Origin of the sequence: Enterococcus mundtii (genome assembly GCF_002947535.1) — a bacterium.
GTDB classification, from domain to species: Bacteria; Bacillota; Bacilli; order Lactobacillales; family Enterococcaceae; genus Enterococcus_B; species Enterococcus_B mundtii_B.
Genome location: NZ_PUAP01000052.1, coordinates 1 through 17,723, shown reverse-complemented (window position 1 = coordinate 17,723; position 17,723 = coordinate 1). Strand labels below are relative to the sequence as shown.

The following is a 17,723-nucleotide window of genomic DNA, read 5'->3' as shown; positions in this document are numbered from 1 at the left end:
CTTGGAATGAAAAATAGAACTTACCTCAAAGCGGGATTTCGTGAAATACGCCAATCAAAAGGACGCTTCATCGCGATTATTTTGATCATTTTACTTGGTACGCTCCTGTATGTCGGCGTTAAAACAGCCGGCCCTGTGATGCAAAAAACGATGGATGAATATGTCAGAGCTGGTAAACTCTCTAATCTACAGATCGTTTCTACAGCGGGATTGACGAAGGAAGATGTCACAGAAGCAGAGAAACTCTCAGGTGTAACAGTTGAAGCAGGCAAACAACTGTATTACGCGAATGCTAATAAAAATGAAGTTGTCCAAGTATTCTCTTACGCTCCTGATATGAAACAAAATCAGATGACGGTGATCGACGGTCGCTTGCCGCAATCGGATGATGAACTTGTGCTTGATGAGAAAGCGAAAAATCAAGGATACAGCATCGGTGACACCTATACGATCGAAGCAGATGACTTGAAAGGGACGGAGTACAAGATCACAGGGTTTGTCCGTTCCCCGTTATTCATCAATAACTTAGAACGAGGTTATGCAAATGTAGGGAATGGAAGTATTGATTACTTTGCCTATGTCCCTCAAGATAATTTTACAACGGATATCCAATCCGTTCTATATCTAGACTTTGCGAATGTCGATGACTTGAATACGTACAGTGAAGAATACCAAGAAGAGATGGAAAAAAACATCGAAAAGCTGGAAGAGTTGTTTAAAGAGCGACCGCAGCAACGTTTAGAACAGTTGAAGCAAGAAGGTGAAGAGGCTTTAGCCCCTGCAAAACAAGAAATCGCAGACGGGAAATCACAAGTAGCGGATGCGAAGAGTCAATTAGAAACAGCGAGAACGCAGATCGATCAACAACGTCAAGTCTTGGAACAGTTACCTGAACCGCAGCGAACACCGGCATTGAGTGCTTTAGCGGAACAAGAAAGTCAATTATCAGAACAAGAAGCACAATTGACGACAAAAGAAGCGGAGCTAACAGAGGCGGAAGCGTCTATTGCTGAGAATGAAGAAAAAATCAATGAATTAGCAAAGCCAACTTATCTTTTCCAAGAGCGATCGGAAAATGTCGGCTTTCAGGAATTTGGCGATCTAGCTGAACGTATCGCAGCTATCGCAAATGTCTTTCCGGTCTTTTTCTTCTTTATTGCAGCACTGATCACTTTTACCACGATGACACGGATGGTTGAAGAAAATAGACGAGAAATTGGTATATTGAAAGCCTTAGGGTATAGTAAATTGGAGATTGCCAAAAAATATGCCATTTATGCTTGTCTTGCATCAGGTATTGGCATTATTTTAGGAACGATATTAGGAACGAATCTTTTACCACGGATCATTTTTGAGCTTTCAAACGAACGTTACGATATCGGCAGTGCGGTGATTTTCTATGATTGGCCACCAATCATCCAAGCAGCTATTGCGTTCTTCATTGCTGCTTTTGGTGCAGCGATGTTAGTTCTATTCAAAGATCTACGCGAACGACCAGCTGCTTTGTTACAGCCTAAAGCACCGAAACCAGGGAAAAGAATTCTTTTAGAATATATTACTCCTCTTTGGTCACGGTTAAGCTTCAACCAGAAAATCAGTTATCGTAATCTTTTCCGCTATAAGTCACGGATGTTCATGGCGATCATCGGGATTGCGGGTTGTGCAGGATTGATGGTTGCAGGAGTTGGCTTAAAGGATTCTCTTAGCTCTGTTTCTGCCAAACAGTTTGGACCAATCATTGATTATCAAGCGATCGTAACAACCAATCAAACCGATGAAGCAAGTCAAAAAGAAGTCAATGACGCAATGGATGATCAAGCGAAGATCACTGATCGTTTGGCGGTTGATTCGCAAACGATTGAACTACGTAAAAAAGGCCAAGCATCACAAAGCTTGACTTTGATGGTGCCAGAAAATGAACAAGCATTAGAAACGTTCATCCATTTGAAAACAACCGACGATCAATCGGTAGAGCTACCAGACCAAGGACTTGCGATCACACGCAAAGCCGCCGAGTTATTCGATTTATCTGTCGGTGATACGGTGGAAATGTATGATGACGATCAACAAAAGTTACATGGAACGGTGGAAGTCATTTTACAAAATTATTTAGGTAATTTTGTCTACATGAGTCCAGCGTATTATGAAGAGATTTCTGGACAACCAATGACAACGAATGCGTATTTACTCAAAACAGACGAGATGTCGAAAGAAGAAGAGGACACACTCTCAGAAGAATTATTGAAAACGGGTGCCGTCACTAATACCTCATTTATTTCGACACAGATCAAGAACCAAGAAGAATCACTTTCAAATTTAGATGCAGTGGTCATCATCTTCGTCGTTCTATCTGGTTTATTGGCGTTTATCGTTTTATACAATTTAACGAATATCAATATCTCTGAACGAGTACGTGAACTTTCTACGATCAAAGTACTAGGCTTTTTTGACAAAGAAGTCACGATGTACATCGTTCGAGAAAATATCATCTTTACTTTGTTAGGGATCATTGGAGGATTTGGGATCGGCTATGTGCTGACCGACTTTATTTTACGCCAAGCTTCAATGGAATCAGTGATTTTCCCATTAGTTATTACATGGGTTGCTTATACACTATCCGCTACTTTGACGATCCTATTCACGGTGATCGTGATGATCGTCACTCATTTCAAATTGAAGCATATTGATATGATCGATGCATTGAAATCAAATGAATAATGAGTGGGAGGACTAAGATGAGTATTACTGTGAATATCCTGTATACCGGTAAAGAAGGCAATGCAAAGGCATTTGCCCAAGAAATGACAGAGCGAGGAATCGTCGAACGCATTCGTGCGCAAGAAGGAAATGAGCGTTATGAGTATTTTATTCCTTTAGAAGATGCTGAATCGATCTTATTGGTAGACCGCTGGACAGATCAAGAAGCCATCGATCGTCACCACAAATCAGAGATGATGATGGAGATCGCTGAATTACGAAAAAAATATCACTTGAAAATGAATGTCCAACGCTTCATTGATGAACCAACAGAATAGATAAATCACTATTTATGATCCGTTTATTGCTTATTCTTGAAAAAGAAGATAGCAATAAACGGTTTTTTTGTTGAAAGATAAGGGAGAATAGACAAAGAGAAAGAAAAACTTTGCCGTAAAATAAAAAAAGGATAAACGGTAATTCCCACCGTTTATCCCTAGGACTATTCAGTTGGATGAGTTGAATTAGCTGTATCAGCTGTATCAGCTGTGTTCTTGAATCGTAAAAAACTGCGGATCATCTCCCGGATGATCGTATACGTCGGCAACACGAGGATCATTCCTAATAAGCCAAACAAGTTCCCAGCGACAAGTAAAAGAAAAACAGTCGCAATCGGATGGATATGGATCATCTTATTCATCACTAGAGGAGACACCAAGTAAGATTCACCAAATTGAATCAAGGTGATGAAAGCCACTAATAGTAAAGCTGTTTTAACGTCTTGACTCAAAGCATAGAGTAAAGCCGGTGCAGCACCAATAAACGGACCAAAATAAGGAATGATATCCATCAATCCGCAAATTAAGGCAAGTAATAACGAATTTGGTAAGCCTAATACTTTAAAAACAAGATAACTACCCACCCCTACATACGTACAGACTAAAAGCTTGCCACTAATATAGGTCGAAGCAGCTAAATGAAAATCATGGCACCAATCTCTGACTAACTGATGGAATTTCTTAGGCGTGTAGCGGGTCAATATAGCTGGAATCCTGTCACCATCTTTGAACATGTAAATCAGTAAGAGTGGAATCGTAAAGAGAATGATCGCAGAGCGTGAAACGATTTCGAATACATTGACTAAACTTGAAGTGGCTCCTGAAACAAATTGTAAAACAAAGCGTGTCAATTGGTTCAATTCCAGTGTATCAATAAATGGGAGCAAGCGTTCTTCTAATAAGGAACCATCTAGATTCTCTGCTAAAACATAAAGAATTTGAGGAACCTGACCGATAAATTTACTGATTTCCAAAATGATGATCGGTAAAACCACTTGTACGATCAAATACACAGTTAACAAAATCAGTAGCATCATCAGTGTGACCGCAAGCGTTCTTGATTTTATATATTTGAGGAGTTGATTGTATATCGGGAGAAAAATATAGAAGAGAAAAACTGAGATCAAGATCGGCAAGAAGATACTTGCCATGATCGCTTCTAATGGTCTGAAAATAAAAGTGATCTTAGAAAAAATAAAAATAGTGATTCCTGTCAAGCTAAGTAAAACAAGTGTTGCAAATAATTTGGAACGTTTTAAAAAAGTCATAGTAGAGATCCTCCGCTTTTTGGCTTTTTATCGTTTAGGGTATGTATGAAAAAAGCAGTTTACTTGAAGACTGTTCAATCGTTTTTAGATGCTACAAGCTGATTTATATCATGACCCTATACTTAAATATAACATAACTAAAAGAATTTATTTTCTTGAAAAAGGAATTTGTAAAAAAATAAATAGTTAAATGAACGGAGCGTGGTGTGTATGGTCGATTTAAGAGGAAATATTTGTTGAAAAAGGATGTCGGATATTTCCTAGCGTCATTGATTTACAAACGCTTACGTTTCATATATAATTAGATTATCAACTTGTATATATAAGTTAAAAATCAGCTGGAGGTACAGGCTTATGGCGTTTACAGAAAAAGTGATTTATCAGATTTATCCCAAGTCATATCGTGACACGAATGGTGATGGGATTGGTGATTTACCAGGAGTCAAAGAAAAATTGCCGTATTTAAATGAATTAGGCATTGATATGATTTGGTTGAACCCCTTTTACCCAAGTCCGCAAAAAGATAATGGGTATGATATCTCTGATTATCAAGCGATCGATCCATTATTCGGTACGATGGCCGATTTTGAAGCATTAGTAGCTGAAGCGAAAAAATACCAGATCGACATCATGCTAGATATGGTATTGAACCATGTCTCTATTGAACATGAATGGTTCCAAAAAGCATTAGCTGGAGACAAATATTATCAAGATTTCTTTATTTTAAGAGATGAACCAACAGATTGGGTATCAAAATTCGGCGGGAACGCTTGGGCACCCTTTGGGGAAACAGGTAAGTACTACTTGCATTTGTATGATAAAACGCAAGCCGATTTGAATTGGCGCAATGAAGCAGTCCAACAAGAATTATTCAAAGTTGTTCGTTTTTGGATGGATAAAGGTGTCAAAGGGTTCCGTTTTGATGTGATCAACGTGATCGGAAAAGACGAGGAACTGAAAAACAACGCGGAAAACGAAGGGAAAGCCGAGTACACAGATAAACCAATTACTCATACGTATTTACAACGCTTAAACAAAGAAACATATGGTCAAGACCCTGAAATCATTACGGTAGGGGAAATGAGTTCAACGACCATCGAAAACTGTCTTTTATATACGTCGCCTGAACGAAATGAATTATCAATGGTATTTAATTTCCACCATTTGAAAGTCGATTATGAAAATGGCAATAAATGGACTACACCACCATTTGATTTCGAAGAATTAAAGCGTTTGTTCCATACTTGGGGAGAAGAAATGAGCGCAGGAAATGGCTGGAATGCACTATTTTTGAATAACCATGACCAACCACGAGCCTTAAATCGCTTTGTCGATATTGAACAATACCGCAAACAAGGAGCAGAGATGTTGGCTACGATGATCCATTTAAATCGAGGCACTCCGTATATCTATATGGGAGAAGAAATCGGCATGATCGATCCTGACTTCGATTCGATTTCTGACTATCGGGACATTGAAAGCTTAAATGCATATAACCTGTTACAAGAACAAGGATTCACGCCAGAAGAAGCCTTTCGACGAATCAAAGCAAAATCACGAGATAACTCACGCACGCCGATGCAGTGGACGGATGAACCACAAGCGGGCTTCACGTCAGGGACACCTTGGCTACCGTTAGCATCGAAGCACGAAACGATCAATGTAGCAAACGAACAAAAGCAAGAACAGTCGATTTTTGCCTATTACCAAAAGCTGATCCAACTAAGAAAAACATATCCAGTGATTGCTAACGGTGATTACAAAGCCTATGTGCCTGAGCATCCACAAGTCTATAGCTATCTTAGACAAACCGCTGATCAAAAATTATTAGTTCTGACTAATTTTTACGCGAAAGAAACGTCGGTGGAATTACCGGAAGAATTTGTAGGTGCGGAAGTCTTGATCAGTAACTACCCAACGACAGTTGAAAAAGAAATGAAGTTACAGCCTTATCAAGCAGTCGCACTATTATTGCAAGAAAAGTAGAGACTGTGACAAACGAATAGTTTTCAAAATGAGGCCGGGACAGAAGTGTTCAGCCTCGAGAAATAAGGCGCCATCCACGAAAATTGTTCTTCAAATTTTTGTGGATGGCGCCTTATTTCCGAAGAGGTTGCTTCTGTTCTCGCCGTTTATTCGGTTTTAGGTGGTACAAGAGGACTAATGTCCCAGACACATTTATGGGATTTGCTTATCTCTGAAATGTTGCTCGATGAATACCGTATAGTTTTTTAGAGGATAGGAGTGGACTCATGTCTCATGCCTATCCTTTTTTGTTACTTAAAGTAATCCTTCTCTGAAAAATCAGCTTTTTGATAAACCCCTTGATCCCCATAAAACTTATTGTAACGCTGTTTGAATTTTCTAAAGAGAAAAACAACGAATAGTTTGATCAATGTATAGATCGGAATACCAAAAATGACACCCATGATTCCTAGAAGATCTCCCATGACTAATAAAACAATCAAAATCGTGATGGGGTGGATCTGTAACCGATCACCCATCACACGAGGGACCACAAGATCTCCATGTAGTAATTGGACAACGAACCAGACGATCACGAATTTTACAGCCATGAACGTCGAATCTTGAAAAGCAATGAACAGTCCAGGAAAGAAAGCTACGAATGGACCGATATAAGGAATAATACATAATAAACCAGCTGCAATAGCCAGAATACTTGCAAATTCTAAGCCAATCAATAAGAAAGTGACCCAATAAACGGCGCCTAGAATAAAAGAAGCGATGATTTGTCCTTTTAAGAAAGCACCTAATTGTTGATTCGCAATTTTAGTCAATGTCCGAAAATCTGTTCGAAATTTTGGGGGAACGATACCTAAGACCGCTTGATAAAAATTATGCGGATCTTTTAAAAGGAAAAAGGCAATGATTGGACCAGTAAATAAAGTGATAAAGGTCGTTGTGACCGCTGAGAATAGATTTCCTAGACTTTCAGCACCGCTCTGCCAATAGTTACCGATGAATGAAGTAAAGTTATCGGTGAAATCATCAATCGATGCAAAGAATTGATTGAACGAATCAGAAAATGGTGTCTGTGCTAAAAAGTCCTTCAATGTTTGTTGGAAATCTTGGAATAGGTCAGGTAGTTGTTGAATCAATGTGGTTGCTTGCTGTTCTAAAAACGGAAACAGCCAGACACCTCCTAAGCCAATCAGCAATAAAATAATAACAAAAACTAAAATGACTGACAGATTACGTGAGATTTTCTTGCTGAGACGTTTGATCAAAGGCTCTAATAAATAATATAAGACCAAAGCGAAAAGGACTGGTGGTAAAGTCGTGATGAAAATGACAACCAGGGGTTTGAATATAAAAGCAATCTTTTGGAAAAAGTAAATGACCAACGCCATCATCACAAGTAATCCTAGAACGTAATACGAAGTTTTCCCTCCTAAAAAACGAATCAGTCGGGAAGATTCTTTCGGTTTTTTTTCCACGATAGTTCTCCTTTCTCTTGAAATAAGCAGGTTTTTTTGGTTGGGCTATTCTCACGAAGCAACTATTGAGATCGAATGAAGCCTTTTTAATAGTCAGCCAAACTGTGAAAAATATGAGAAGCTATTTTCTCAAATTCTGTTTTGATACTTGGAGCTGAACGTCTTTCTCACAACCTAATAAACGGTGTTCGAAAAGCTGACCTTCAACATTAAGCTGAAAAATCAAAAAATATAGAAAGCTATTTTCTGATTTTCCATCTTACTGCTCAGGTCAAAACGCTTTTCTCACAACCTAGATAAACGGTGTTCAAGAAGCAACACTTCAATAATAAGCCAAGAAAATCCAAAATGAAAAAGCCATTTTTGATTTTCCTGTCTTATTACTCAGTGCTGACCGCTTCTTTCACAACCTTGTCCTACTCCAAGTTATTATAATCTGAAACGGGTGTAAAAAGAAAATAATACAGTTGAAAAATCAATCGAATTTCGATAATAAAATAAATTTAGTAATAATGCTTGACGGTTGGTTTGATTCTATGCTAAATTAATTCCTGTTGCTAAAACGTAACTATTACGATTTGTATTTGTTAATCGTAATCAAAATAGAAAGAAGATGAGAAGGAGCGAATAAGATGAAGCGTTGGATCAAGGTGGTAGGAGGATTACTGTTGGCAGGGGTCCTTGCAAGTTGTGGCACAGGAGAAACTACAACACAATCAAATGCACAAAATGATGAAAGCTTGAACGTAATGACGACATTTTATCCAATGTACGAATTCACGAAGCAAGTAGTTGGTGAAGAAGGTAATGTCGAATTATTGATTCCAGCTGGAACGGATTCACATGACTATGAACCTTCTGCAAAAGATATGACTAAAATCCAAAATGCAGATGTTTTCGTATATAATGATGAAAATATGGAGACTTGGGTCCCATCGGTTGAGCATACATTAGAAGAAGGAAATGTGGTTTCAATCAAAGCAACGGAAGGCATGCTATTATTACCTGGTGACGATCATGGACATCACCACGATCATGATGATCATTCCGACGAAGACCACGATCATGACCATGATCACGATCACGGAGACCACGGTCATTCTCATGAATTAGATCCACATGTTTGGTTAGCTCCTAATCTAGCGATGAAGCAAGTAGAAACGATTCGTGACCAATTGATTGAGGCATATCCTGAAAAAGAAGAAGCATTCACTGAAAATGCTGCCTCTTATTTAGAAGAATTAGAAGCGCTACACAATACTTTTAAAGAAACATTAGGACAAGCAAAACAAAAATCATTTGTGACCCAACACGCTGCGTTCAATTATTTAGCTCTAGAATATGGTCTTAATCAAGTACCAATTGCCGGTCTTTCCTCAAGTGAAGAACCATCTGCTGCGAGAATCGCCGAATTAAAAGAATTTGTTGAAGAACATGGGATCGAATATATCTATTTTGAAGAGAATGCCAAAGACAGTATCGCTCGTACTTTAGCTACTGAAGCAGGCGTATCGTTAGCAGTATTGAATCCTTTAGAAGGATTGACAAAAGAACAAATGGATAACGGCGAAACGTACATTTCAATCATGGAAGCAAACTTAAAAGCGCTCCAAAAAACTACGGATACTGAAAATCCATTAGAAGATACATTGAAACCTGAAAAAGAAAAAACAGTTTATAATGGTTATTTTGAAGATGCAGATGTCCAAGACCGCCCATTATCAGATTGGAACGGTGTCTGGCAAACTGTCGATACGTATATGGCAGATGGAACATTTGATCAAGTATTTGAATATAAAGCCAAAACAAACCCAGATATGACAGCTGAGGAGTACCGTGAATACTATGAAATAGGTTACAAAACAGATGTCGAAAAAATTGAGATCAAAGATGATACAATGATCTTCACTTTCAAGGACGGTGAGGTCAAAGAATCGAAATACCGTTATGTTGGTAAAGAGATCTTGAACTATTCAGCAGGTAATCGTGGCGTCCGTTTCTTATTCGAAGCAGAAGATCCTGATTCTGGTGCGTTCAAGTATGTACAATTCAGTGACCACTCGATTGCGCCTACCAAATCGGATCATTTCCATATCTATTTAGGGAATGAAAGCCAAGAAGCATTGCTAGAAGAAATGGAAAATTGGCCAACTTTCTATCCTGAAAAAATGAGTGGGAAAGAAATCGCGCAAGAAATGATCGCGCATTAAACGATACTAAAAACGAAGAATGAATGGAAAAGAGGATTTTACGACTTTTTCATTCATCCTTCGTTTCTTTATTAAAAAGAATTTATTTATTTTACTGTCTTTCAAGAAATCAACTTCTTTAGCCCACGAATCGAAACAGGGATCACTTCCCCGTTGGATAGAGTCACTTCTCGTGTTTTCTTATTGATTGTTTGGACATTTTGGGTATTGATGACATAAGATTTGTGACAACGGATAAAGTGTTGACTTTTCTTTTCGATATCTTTTATCTTCTCGTAAAACTGCATCTGGGCATGTGTCAAATGGACCTCAAGTTTATGAGGAGTACCTTGAGCAGTAGAAAAGTATTGGATATCTCTGATGGGTAAAAATTTGATTTCATCATTGAATTCAATTCTAAAAATATCTTTTTGTAATGGTGCAGTTTGGAAATCTTCGAATATTTTACTTAAGATACGTTCAACATTATCTTTAAGATCAAAAATATCTTCTTTGATGATATAATCAGTCGGCTCAATGTTGCTTTTCAAAATCGTCATGGAAAGATCGGTGTGTGAAGTAACATAAATGATTTTTCCAAGCGAATCCAAGTCACGTACTCGTTTTCCAATGGCGATGCCATCTAACTCGCTGTCTTTCAGTTCGATATCCAAAAAATAAATACCAAAAGAAGATGTACGTATCCTTGCTGCATTGAGGAGTTCAATAGGATCAGAAGTGGCAATATGGACATAACTATCCAAATTTTCAATCATGATCCGATTCTTGATTACTGTAGAGATGACTTCCAGTTGTTTCGGATCGTCTTCACAAATGTAAATGGGAATCATAAAATTACTCCTTTAATTGTATATGGATTGTTTGTGAAAATCGCTGATTCTCAATCGATGTTTCAAGAAAAAGATAAGGATTCGTTTTTGTTAATTCATCAAGTATAAACAAACCTAATCCTTCATTTTTGGGATTTGTTTTCGTCGAGAAGCCTTTTTGCTTTAACTTACTCAATGGGAACGTATTCGTAGTGGTGTTGATGACGCGTATCATCAACGACTGCTTTTTCTTGATGATAAGTACTTCAATTTTTTTCTTTTTGGTTACTGATGCGCCTTCGATTGCATTATCAAGAATGATACCAAGCATTCTTACCAAATTGATCGTATATTTTTTGCCAATAACGATTTCGTCTGGAACAGTCAATTGGACAGAGATACCTTTTTCTTGTGCCATCATTAATTTTAAAGAAAATAGACTTCTTATTTCAGGTACCTTCATTTTGTCTAGTAAGCTAAGATTTGCTGGGAAGAGATTCATCATTTCACGTGTAGGTAAAATCGTTTGGTTGTAATATTTTTGTAAGCCATCAAGATCGCCTTCAGAAATATAACTATTTAAAGAAAACAACAGATTTTGATAATCGTGTTTAAACTCTCTAAGTTCTTGATAATTTTTTTCTAGATCTCTAATGTAATCTTGCTGTAATTGGATGCGTTGTTCCAATAATTGATCCGCCATCTTTTTATTTGATATTTTCCAATAGTAGATCAAGATAATTAGGCCTACACACAGATATAGTATAAAAAAACTAGTATTTAATGCTAAGACTTTTGGCGTTTCACCAGAAAAGCGTGTATAGAAAATAATGATATAGTAGGTAAGTAAAACCAACGAACCGATTGTACCAATCATTCGACGGTCTATGCTAGCAGACCAATTATCTAAAAATTTTCTGAACCCATAAGCAAATAATAAAGATAAAATCGCTGATACAGTAAGATGGAAATATTGTAAAGCATCTCCAGGTTCAATGACAGCAGATTCCAATACGAAAAAATCCGCGACGCTAGTCAAATGATCACCTAAGATGGAAGTTAATAGTCCCAAGGGTAATGCGTAGATCATATGTTGGCGCGAGGATGAAAAGAAAAAGAAAAGTAGAATCAACATGGCAATTGCGACAAGTGCAGAAAAAATACCTAAAATCGGGTAAAGTATTCCCAACAGGGCTGCTGCCAAGAGACTAAACGTAGAAAATAGGTATTTATTTTTAATTTGGGAATTGATGATTAAGATAGAACAGGTGTAAATCAGATATTGCAAGGCTATGGACCATAAAAACATAAAGCACAGCTCCCATTGCGTTTTCCCAAATTATAGCATATTTATAATATTATTTTTTTAATTTTTCAGGTATTTTAAATTCTGAGCTCATACCGAAGCAGCAGCCAGATACAAAGAAATCAGAAAGGTTAGTTAATTGTTTAACGATTGTTTTTTTCATAAAAAATTCCTCCAATATTCATCATGTAATTTGTAACTGGAAGCAACGTAGCTATTTCTAAAATAATCCCAAGTAGTAAATAGGTAGAAAAGTAAGAAGCAGAGAAAAATAATGTGAGTACTGCAAATAAAAGATACATGAAAATCGCTTTTTTAAGTAGGGGTGGGCGTTTCTCTGGTGCAATCGGGTTAAGGGCTGTGCCTCTTGATCCATAGCGAAGCAAAAGGAAAAAACAAACAATTAACAAAAGGACTATCATAGGGAAAGAGAAAGTCAATTGATAATGTTTCATTACTAAGGGAACCCCCCACAGATAAAGCAATGTCCAAAGTAAGCAAACAAATTCAGAATCGGAATGGAGACCATAAGCGTATCTGCGAATACAGATATATGAAAGGAAAGTCATTCCTGTTTCCGCCCACGTGCCTGTCAATAAAGAAAATACAAAAACGACAGCAAGTTTTCCAAGATTGTTCAGTAAAACTTCAAGAGCAAACTTCACTTGGATGTAAGTCATATCCTCTTCATCTTGTTTTCCGTTGAATAATATTGCCAATATTCGATTTACCACTTTATTTTTCATCTCTATACGTACCTCCGACTACTATAATAAGCGAAAAGACACAAAAAATGTTTTTTGATTCATAAAAGGACGTTTTGACATCAAAATCGTAAACTAAGTGAATTTTGTAACATATTTGTTATATTAGAGTGAAAAGAATTTTTTTTATATAAAAATAAAAGAAATGTTTATCTCTAAATAATTGAAACTCCTTGTAATTGTATAGAATTATCTTTGAATTTTTAGCTAAACATACGATTATACCGAAAAAGAGTGAGATTAATTAACAGTTTTGATGCCAAAAGAACTTTTTATGATATTTCTGTGTTATGTTTAAAAATTTATGTTAAAAATTAATAGAGGTTGCGAAGATGAATATAAGTTACACGTTCTTATATTTTTGTTTTTATCAACTTCTAATTAGAGGGCAGCAACTACTCTTCCCCTTTTTGTTGTTGCCTTCTGATATCAACAACGAGATAGTTTCTATGTGAAAAGTAAGCCTTTAAGAAGGTGGATTTATCATTAAAGGATAACAAATTCGGAATTTTATCAAAATAGGCTGTGCTTTAGGCACAACATAATGGAGGAAATAGCATGGAAAATGAAAATCTATTTGAAGTCGGTAAAACGTATGCATTTGTATCAGATTTATTTTGTTCTCCAATTGAAGCAGAAATTGAAAAAATCTATGAGAATAGTTTGATGGTTCGTGTTCTCAATTGCGCAGATGAAGACAATGAAACTGCACATAACTTACACTGGCAATTAGTCGTTCGTAAGTCAAGTGCAGTAAAAGAGTATAGCTACTAATAGTACGTGTTCATGAAATGAGAAGTAGCAATTTTCATAAATAGCCAGTCAAATCTTGAATGATGGAAAGTCATTTTTGGATTTGGCTGGCTATTTTTTCATTGGAGCGTAAAGTGAAAATGGTTGTCCTATTTTTTTTGACTCCAAGTAGTTATAGAACCTTATCATATCTATCCGTCTGTAGTAGAGATTCTTTTGCTGATTCCCAAGATAACGATTGTAAAAGGTTGAAGTCCCATTTTATTTTTTGTAAAGGTCTGTTAGTATAAAGAAAATAAATGGAGTAGAAAATAAATAAAAGAAAGATGGGGAAGATGATCAATCAAGAAAATGAGAAAGAAATTCTTCGATTGCAAAGAGAAATCAGCCATTGGGAAAGAAAATATAAAAAGCTCCAACAAATTTTTCGAATGCAAGAAGAAATAATTGCTAGTTATGAGGCTGCATATGGGGAAGCACCAGGATTGGTAGAAGAACAACATGGGGAAGAACAGCCAAATGAATCATTTTTTGAACATATTGAAAAGCGTTCTTATAATCGATTCAATAATGAACAAAAAGCAGCAATCACTTATGATATGAGCAAACATTTGCGTATCATTGCAGGTGCAGGAAGTGGGAAAACACAAACGATATGTGCGAAAGCTGTGTATCTGATGAATGAAGAACAAGTAGAAGAGCAAAGAATCTTAATGATTACCTTTACTCGAAATGCTGCGAATGAATTGAAAAAACGAGTGGATAATTTCAGTCAAAGAAAAACGAATGTGACAATTGGGACTTTCCATAGTATTTTTTATCGTCTGTATAGTGATGTCAAACGACAGTTTCCAAATCTTTCTGTTGAAGGGATTCAAGGGGAGTTTTCTAAAGATACACCTTACAAAGTAAATGTATTACTGCAAAAATTAATCAAAAAATATCAACTATACTCTTTCGATCAGTATGGTGAGAAAACGATTGCTAACCGCTTGGATTATTGGCAAAATATGAATCTCTCGCAGCAGGAGATCATCCAATTGATCAAAAAGCGATTTGATTCGATTGAAAAGGACCCACGTCAACCCATCTCTGAGCGTATGGATCAATTAATGACTGAACTATTTGAAGAAAAACGAAAGCAACGGCTTTTTGAGTTCAATGATGTTCTGCAAAATTTGAAAAATGCCCTCTCTAATGTAGATGTCAGAAGATATGTAGGTCAAAAATACGATTACTTGTTTATTGACGAGTTTCAAGACACGAACCCTTTGCAATGGGCGATCGTTCAACTCATTACGAAAGACTCGCCGATCAAGTTGATCATCGTAGGAGATGATGATCAAAGTATCTATGGCTTTAGAGGATCTGAACCTGATTATCTCAAACAGTTCGAAAGAGAATATCCAACAAAAACACTCTTTCTATTGACTAATTATCGTTCGCGAGCATCGATCGTTCAAGGAGCCAATCGATTGATCACGTTCAATAAAGAGGACCGCATACCTAAAGCGATGGTACCGGCGCAAAAAGAACCAGGTGTATTACAGGCATTATCCTTTAAAACCGTACAAGAGGAAAGTGATTGGCTGATCCAGCAAGTGTATGCCTTTATAGAAGACAAAGGAAAGTATAAAGAATCGATCATTTTGTATCGCTCATTATCACAAACGCAAGCTTTAGTGCAACGGTTGATCCAAACAGATATTCCATTTGTATTAGAAGCGGATACCCAATATGCGGGGATTTTTGGCATTAAGCTTTTTCAACAGTTTTATCAAAAGCTTATTAATTGGTACGATGCAGCAATGCCGATAAAAACACAGGCTTATCAACAATTATTGCGACAGCTGATGATCAATTGTTATTTGAAAACAAATGAATGCGACCAATTTTTCTCTAATAAAAACAGTGACCAAGATATTGTTGCTTATATTTTAAAACGGCGACCTAATTTAGAGTCTAGAGAAAAAGAACTAAAGACATTTGTAAGCGCGCTAGAGTCATTTGCCCAACCAACAAAACGTTCATGTGTTTCACTGATTGAGACCTATTGTCGGTTGCCAAGACCGAATAAAGAAATCGAGCAAGGTGACAAAGAATGGTTGCTGGAGACGATCAGACAATATCCAACGATCCCACAATTGAAAAAATTGTATCTTGAGATCCAAGGAATTGCAGCAGAACTAAAAACAAGGTTGATTGCTTATCGTAAGGGGAAACTAGATGCATTATGTATCCAGAGTATTCACAAAAGTAAAGGCCTAAGTTATCGTAATGTCTTTTTAATCGGTTGTAATGAAGGAATGATTCCTTATAATGGTGCGGTAGCAAAAGATAAAAGACTGAAAAGTGAGTTGAAAATCGAGCCATTAACGACGATTGAAGAGGAGAGACGTCTTTTTTATGTCGCAATGACTAGGGCAAGAAATCGCCTTTACTTATGTGTTCCTGAGTTTAAGGGGAAAAGAAAATTAAAACCTTCTCGTTTTATTAAAGAAACAGGTTGTAAAGTTAAAAAAATCCAATAAATTACGAACAGCAAAGCGAGTAAAAATACACTCGCTTTGCTTTTTTATTCAAAAATATAAATAACTATAATTATTTATGTGGGTTTTAAATAACCGTTGTTTATAAAAAGAATATAACCTTTACAAATCTTTTTAAATAACATAAATATAAAAGAAAACAAAATTTATTTATTTTAAGGATAGCGTATGACTGGCATTATTTTGATATTACGTTTAGAATGGGATTACAATTAAAAAGGAGTGAGAAAATGATAAAACTATACACTTCGCCTAGCTGTACATCTTGCAGAAAGGCCAAAGCATGGTTACAAACGAATCACCTTGATTTTGAAGAAAAGAATATCTTTGCAGAACCTCTATCAGAAAACGAGATAAGACAAATATTGGCCGCAACGGAAGGTGGAGTCGAAGATATTATTTCCACTCGATCAAAAGTTTATGAGAAACTAAGGATCGATTTTAATGATTTATCATTAAAAGAAATGATCCGCTTGTTCAAAGAATACCCATCTTTACTTAGACGCCCGATACTCCTTGATGAGAAAAGAGTATTGATTGGATTCAATGAAGATGAAATACGAGCATTCATTCCTAGAGAAATACGAGGTGTCGCAAGAAACTTGATTTATATGAAACATAGTGTCTTGTATTCGTAAGAATAGGAGGAGACGTTGTGAATATCAAAATCTATAGTTCAACGAATTGCACAATAACGGTTAAAGCAATCCAATGGTTAGAGAAAAAGCATTTATCTTATCAATTTGTTGATCTAGAAAGTAGAGCTTTAAGCAATAAAGAAGTCAAAGAGATATGTAGTTTTGAAAATGCAGATATTGAACAACTATTTACTACATGGTCATTTGAATTCAAAAAAATTAAAGCTGGGCTTCCAAAAAATCAGGAAGATCAACTTCTATTTTTGTGCAAAACGCAACGTCATCTTTTAAGACGTCCTTTGATCATCATCGATGATGCGCTGTTTGTTGGCTACGATCAACGATTGATGGAGCAATTGATTTTACATGAATAGACTGTATCCAATTGTGTTACATACTGAAAAAGGCAATTGGAATCATCGGTTTTTCCTTAGTAACAAGCCAAAGAATCAAAATCTCACTTACCTGTTCTCTGGTTTTTTGGCTTATTACCAAAGGCGCGTTGCATATTTTTCGTAAAGAAACTAGTGATAACTAGCAAAAAGTGTAAGAGGCAAATCGTATATTCCAAAAGAAAATATTTCGACTTTTTCGTATTTCTACTATAAAGAGGATCAGAATTGAAAGTATACCAGATAGATTTAGAAGAAATAGTGATTGACAACTAAATAGAATAAATGGTATATTTTTTTTTGTTGTTTTTTGTTTATTACTGATTTTAATAGTGTAAATAAAACTTTAAATAATGCTTGACGAATAGAAAAGCACATGTTAATATAACTAATGTTGTTTGGAGCGATCATCAAGGGATGCTGACTCTACAAATGAAGAGGCAAAAAAAGTTGTTGACAAATAACAAACAACAAGTTATTATAAGTGAGTTGCTGAAACGGCCTCGTGAAAAACGAGTTCAAAAAACTTTTAAAAAATAGT

Annotated in this window: 13 protein-coding genes; 8 read left to right on the top strand and 5 right to left on the bottom strand. The window is 36.3% G+C overall.

What is annotated here, in order from left to right:
- The first annotated feature begins 6 nt into the window (after positions 1 to 6).
- Positions 7 to 2,718 carry an ABC transporter permease gene (locus CUS89_RS14905; RefSeq protein WP_104872690.1) on the top strand — a complete coding sequence of 904 codons (2,712 nt, stop codon included), beginning with the start codon at positions 7 to 9 and terminating at the stop codon, positions 2,716 to 2,718.
- A gap of 17 nt (positions 2,719 to 2,735) precedes the next feature.
- Entirely contained in the window at positions 2,736 to 3,035 is a 300-nt protein-coding gene (locus tag CUS89_RS14900) for an antibiotic biosynthesis monooxygenase family protein (protein ID WP_104872689.1), read from the top strand.
- Between the two features lie 164 nt (positions 3,036 to 3,199).
- Here CUS89_RS14900 and CUS89_RS14895 read toward each other — a convergent pair whose 3' ends face one another.
- Complete coding sequence (locus CUS89_RS14895; RefSeq protein WP_104872688.1) at positions 3,200 to 4,303, bottom strand: AI-2E family transporter; 1,104 nt, start codon at positions 4,301 to 4,303, stop codon at positions 3,200 to 3,202.
- Positions 4,304 to 4,657: 354 nt separating this feature from the next.
- Here CUS89_RS14895 and treC point away from each other — a divergent pair, with 354 nt between their 5' ends.
- Entirely contained in the window at positions 4,658 to 6,289 is a 1,632-nt protein-coding gene (treC, locus tag CUS89_RS14890) for an alpha,alpha-phosphotrehalase (protein WP_104872687.1), read from the top strand.
- Between the two features lie 290 nt (positions 6,290 to 6,579).
- Here treC and CUS89_RS14885 read toward each other — a convergent pair whose 3' ends face one another.
- Complete coding sequence (locus CUS89_RS14885; protein ID WP_104872686.1) at positions 6,580 to 7,761, bottom strand: AI-2E family transporter; 1,182 nt, start codon at positions 7,759 to 7,761, stop codon at positions 6,580 to 6,582.
- Positions 7,762 to 8,393: 632 nt separating this feature from the next.
- Between CUS89_RS14885 and CUS89_RS14880 the strand changes: the two genes are divergently transcribed.
- Positions 8,394 to 9,971: a zinc ABC transporter substrate-binding protein AdcA gene (locus CUS89_RS14880; RefSeq protein WP_104872685.1), complete on the top strand. Its 1,578-nt coding sequence runs from the start codon at positions 8,394 to 8,396 to the stop codon at positions 9,969 to 9,971.
- Positions 9,972 to 10,072: 101 nt separating this feature from the next.
- Here CUS89_RS14880 and CUS89_RS14875 read toward each other — a convergent pair whose 3' ends face one another.
- The 3 genes from CUS89_RS14875 to CUS89_RS14865 form a co-directional block, all read right to left on the bottom strand.
- On the bottom strand, positions 10,073 to 10,801 hold the full coding sequence (locus CUS89_RS14875) for a LytR/AlgR family response regulator transcription factor (protein ID WP_104872684.1): 729 nt from the start codon (positions 10,799 to 10,801) through the stop codon (positions 10,073 to 10,075).
- A gap of 4 nt (positions 10,802 to 10,805) precedes the next feature.
- Positions 10,806 to 12,089 carry a sensor histidine kinase gene (locus CUS89_RS14870; protein WP_104872683.1) on the bottom strand — a complete coding sequence of 428 codons (1,284 nt, stop codon included), beginning with the start codon at positions 12,087 to 12,089 and terminating at the stop codon, positions 10,806 to 10,808.
- Between the two features lie 140 nt (positions 12,090 to 12,229).
- Positions 12,230 to 12,832, bottom strand: coding sequence for an accessory gene regulator B family protein (locus tag CUS89_RS14865; RefSeq protein WP_104872682.1), 603 nt, complete (start codon positions 12,830 to 12,832; stop codon positions 12,230 to 12,232).
- 576 nt (positions 12,833 to 13,408) lie between these two features.
- Here CUS89_RS14865 and CUS89_RS14860 point away from each other — a divergent pair.
- The 4 genes from CUS89_RS14860 (at position 13,409) to CUS89_RS14845 (ending at position 17,164) form a co-directional block, all read left to right on the top strand.
- Positions 13,409 to 13,624: a hypothetical protein gene (locus CUS89_RS14860; protein ID WP_010736344.1), complete on the top strand. Its 216-nt coding sequence runs from the start codon at positions 13,409 to 13,411 to the stop codon at positions 13,622 to 13,624.
- A 305-nt stretch (positions 13,625 to 13,929) separates the two neighbouring features.
- Complete coding sequence (locus CUS89_RS14855; protein ID WP_104872681.1) at positions 13,930 to 16,134, top strand: ATP-dependent helicase; 2,205 nt, start codon at positions 13,930 to 13,932, stop codon at positions 16,132 to 16,134.
- 248 nt (positions 16,135 to 16,382) lie between these two features.
- Entirely contained in the window at positions 16,383 to 16,790 is a 408-nt protein-coding gene (gene spx / locus CUS89_RS14850; protein WP_104872680.1) for a transcriptional regulator Spx, read from the top strand.
- 17 nt (positions 16,791 to 16,807) lie between these two features.
- On the top strand, positions 16,808 to 17,164 hold the full coding sequence (locus CUS89_RS14845) for an ArsC/Spx/MgsR family protein (RefSeq protein WP_104872679.1): 357 nt from the start codon (positions 16,808 to 16,810) through the stop codon (positions 17,162 to 17,164).
- Positions 17,165 to 17,723: the final 559 nt, after the last annotated feature.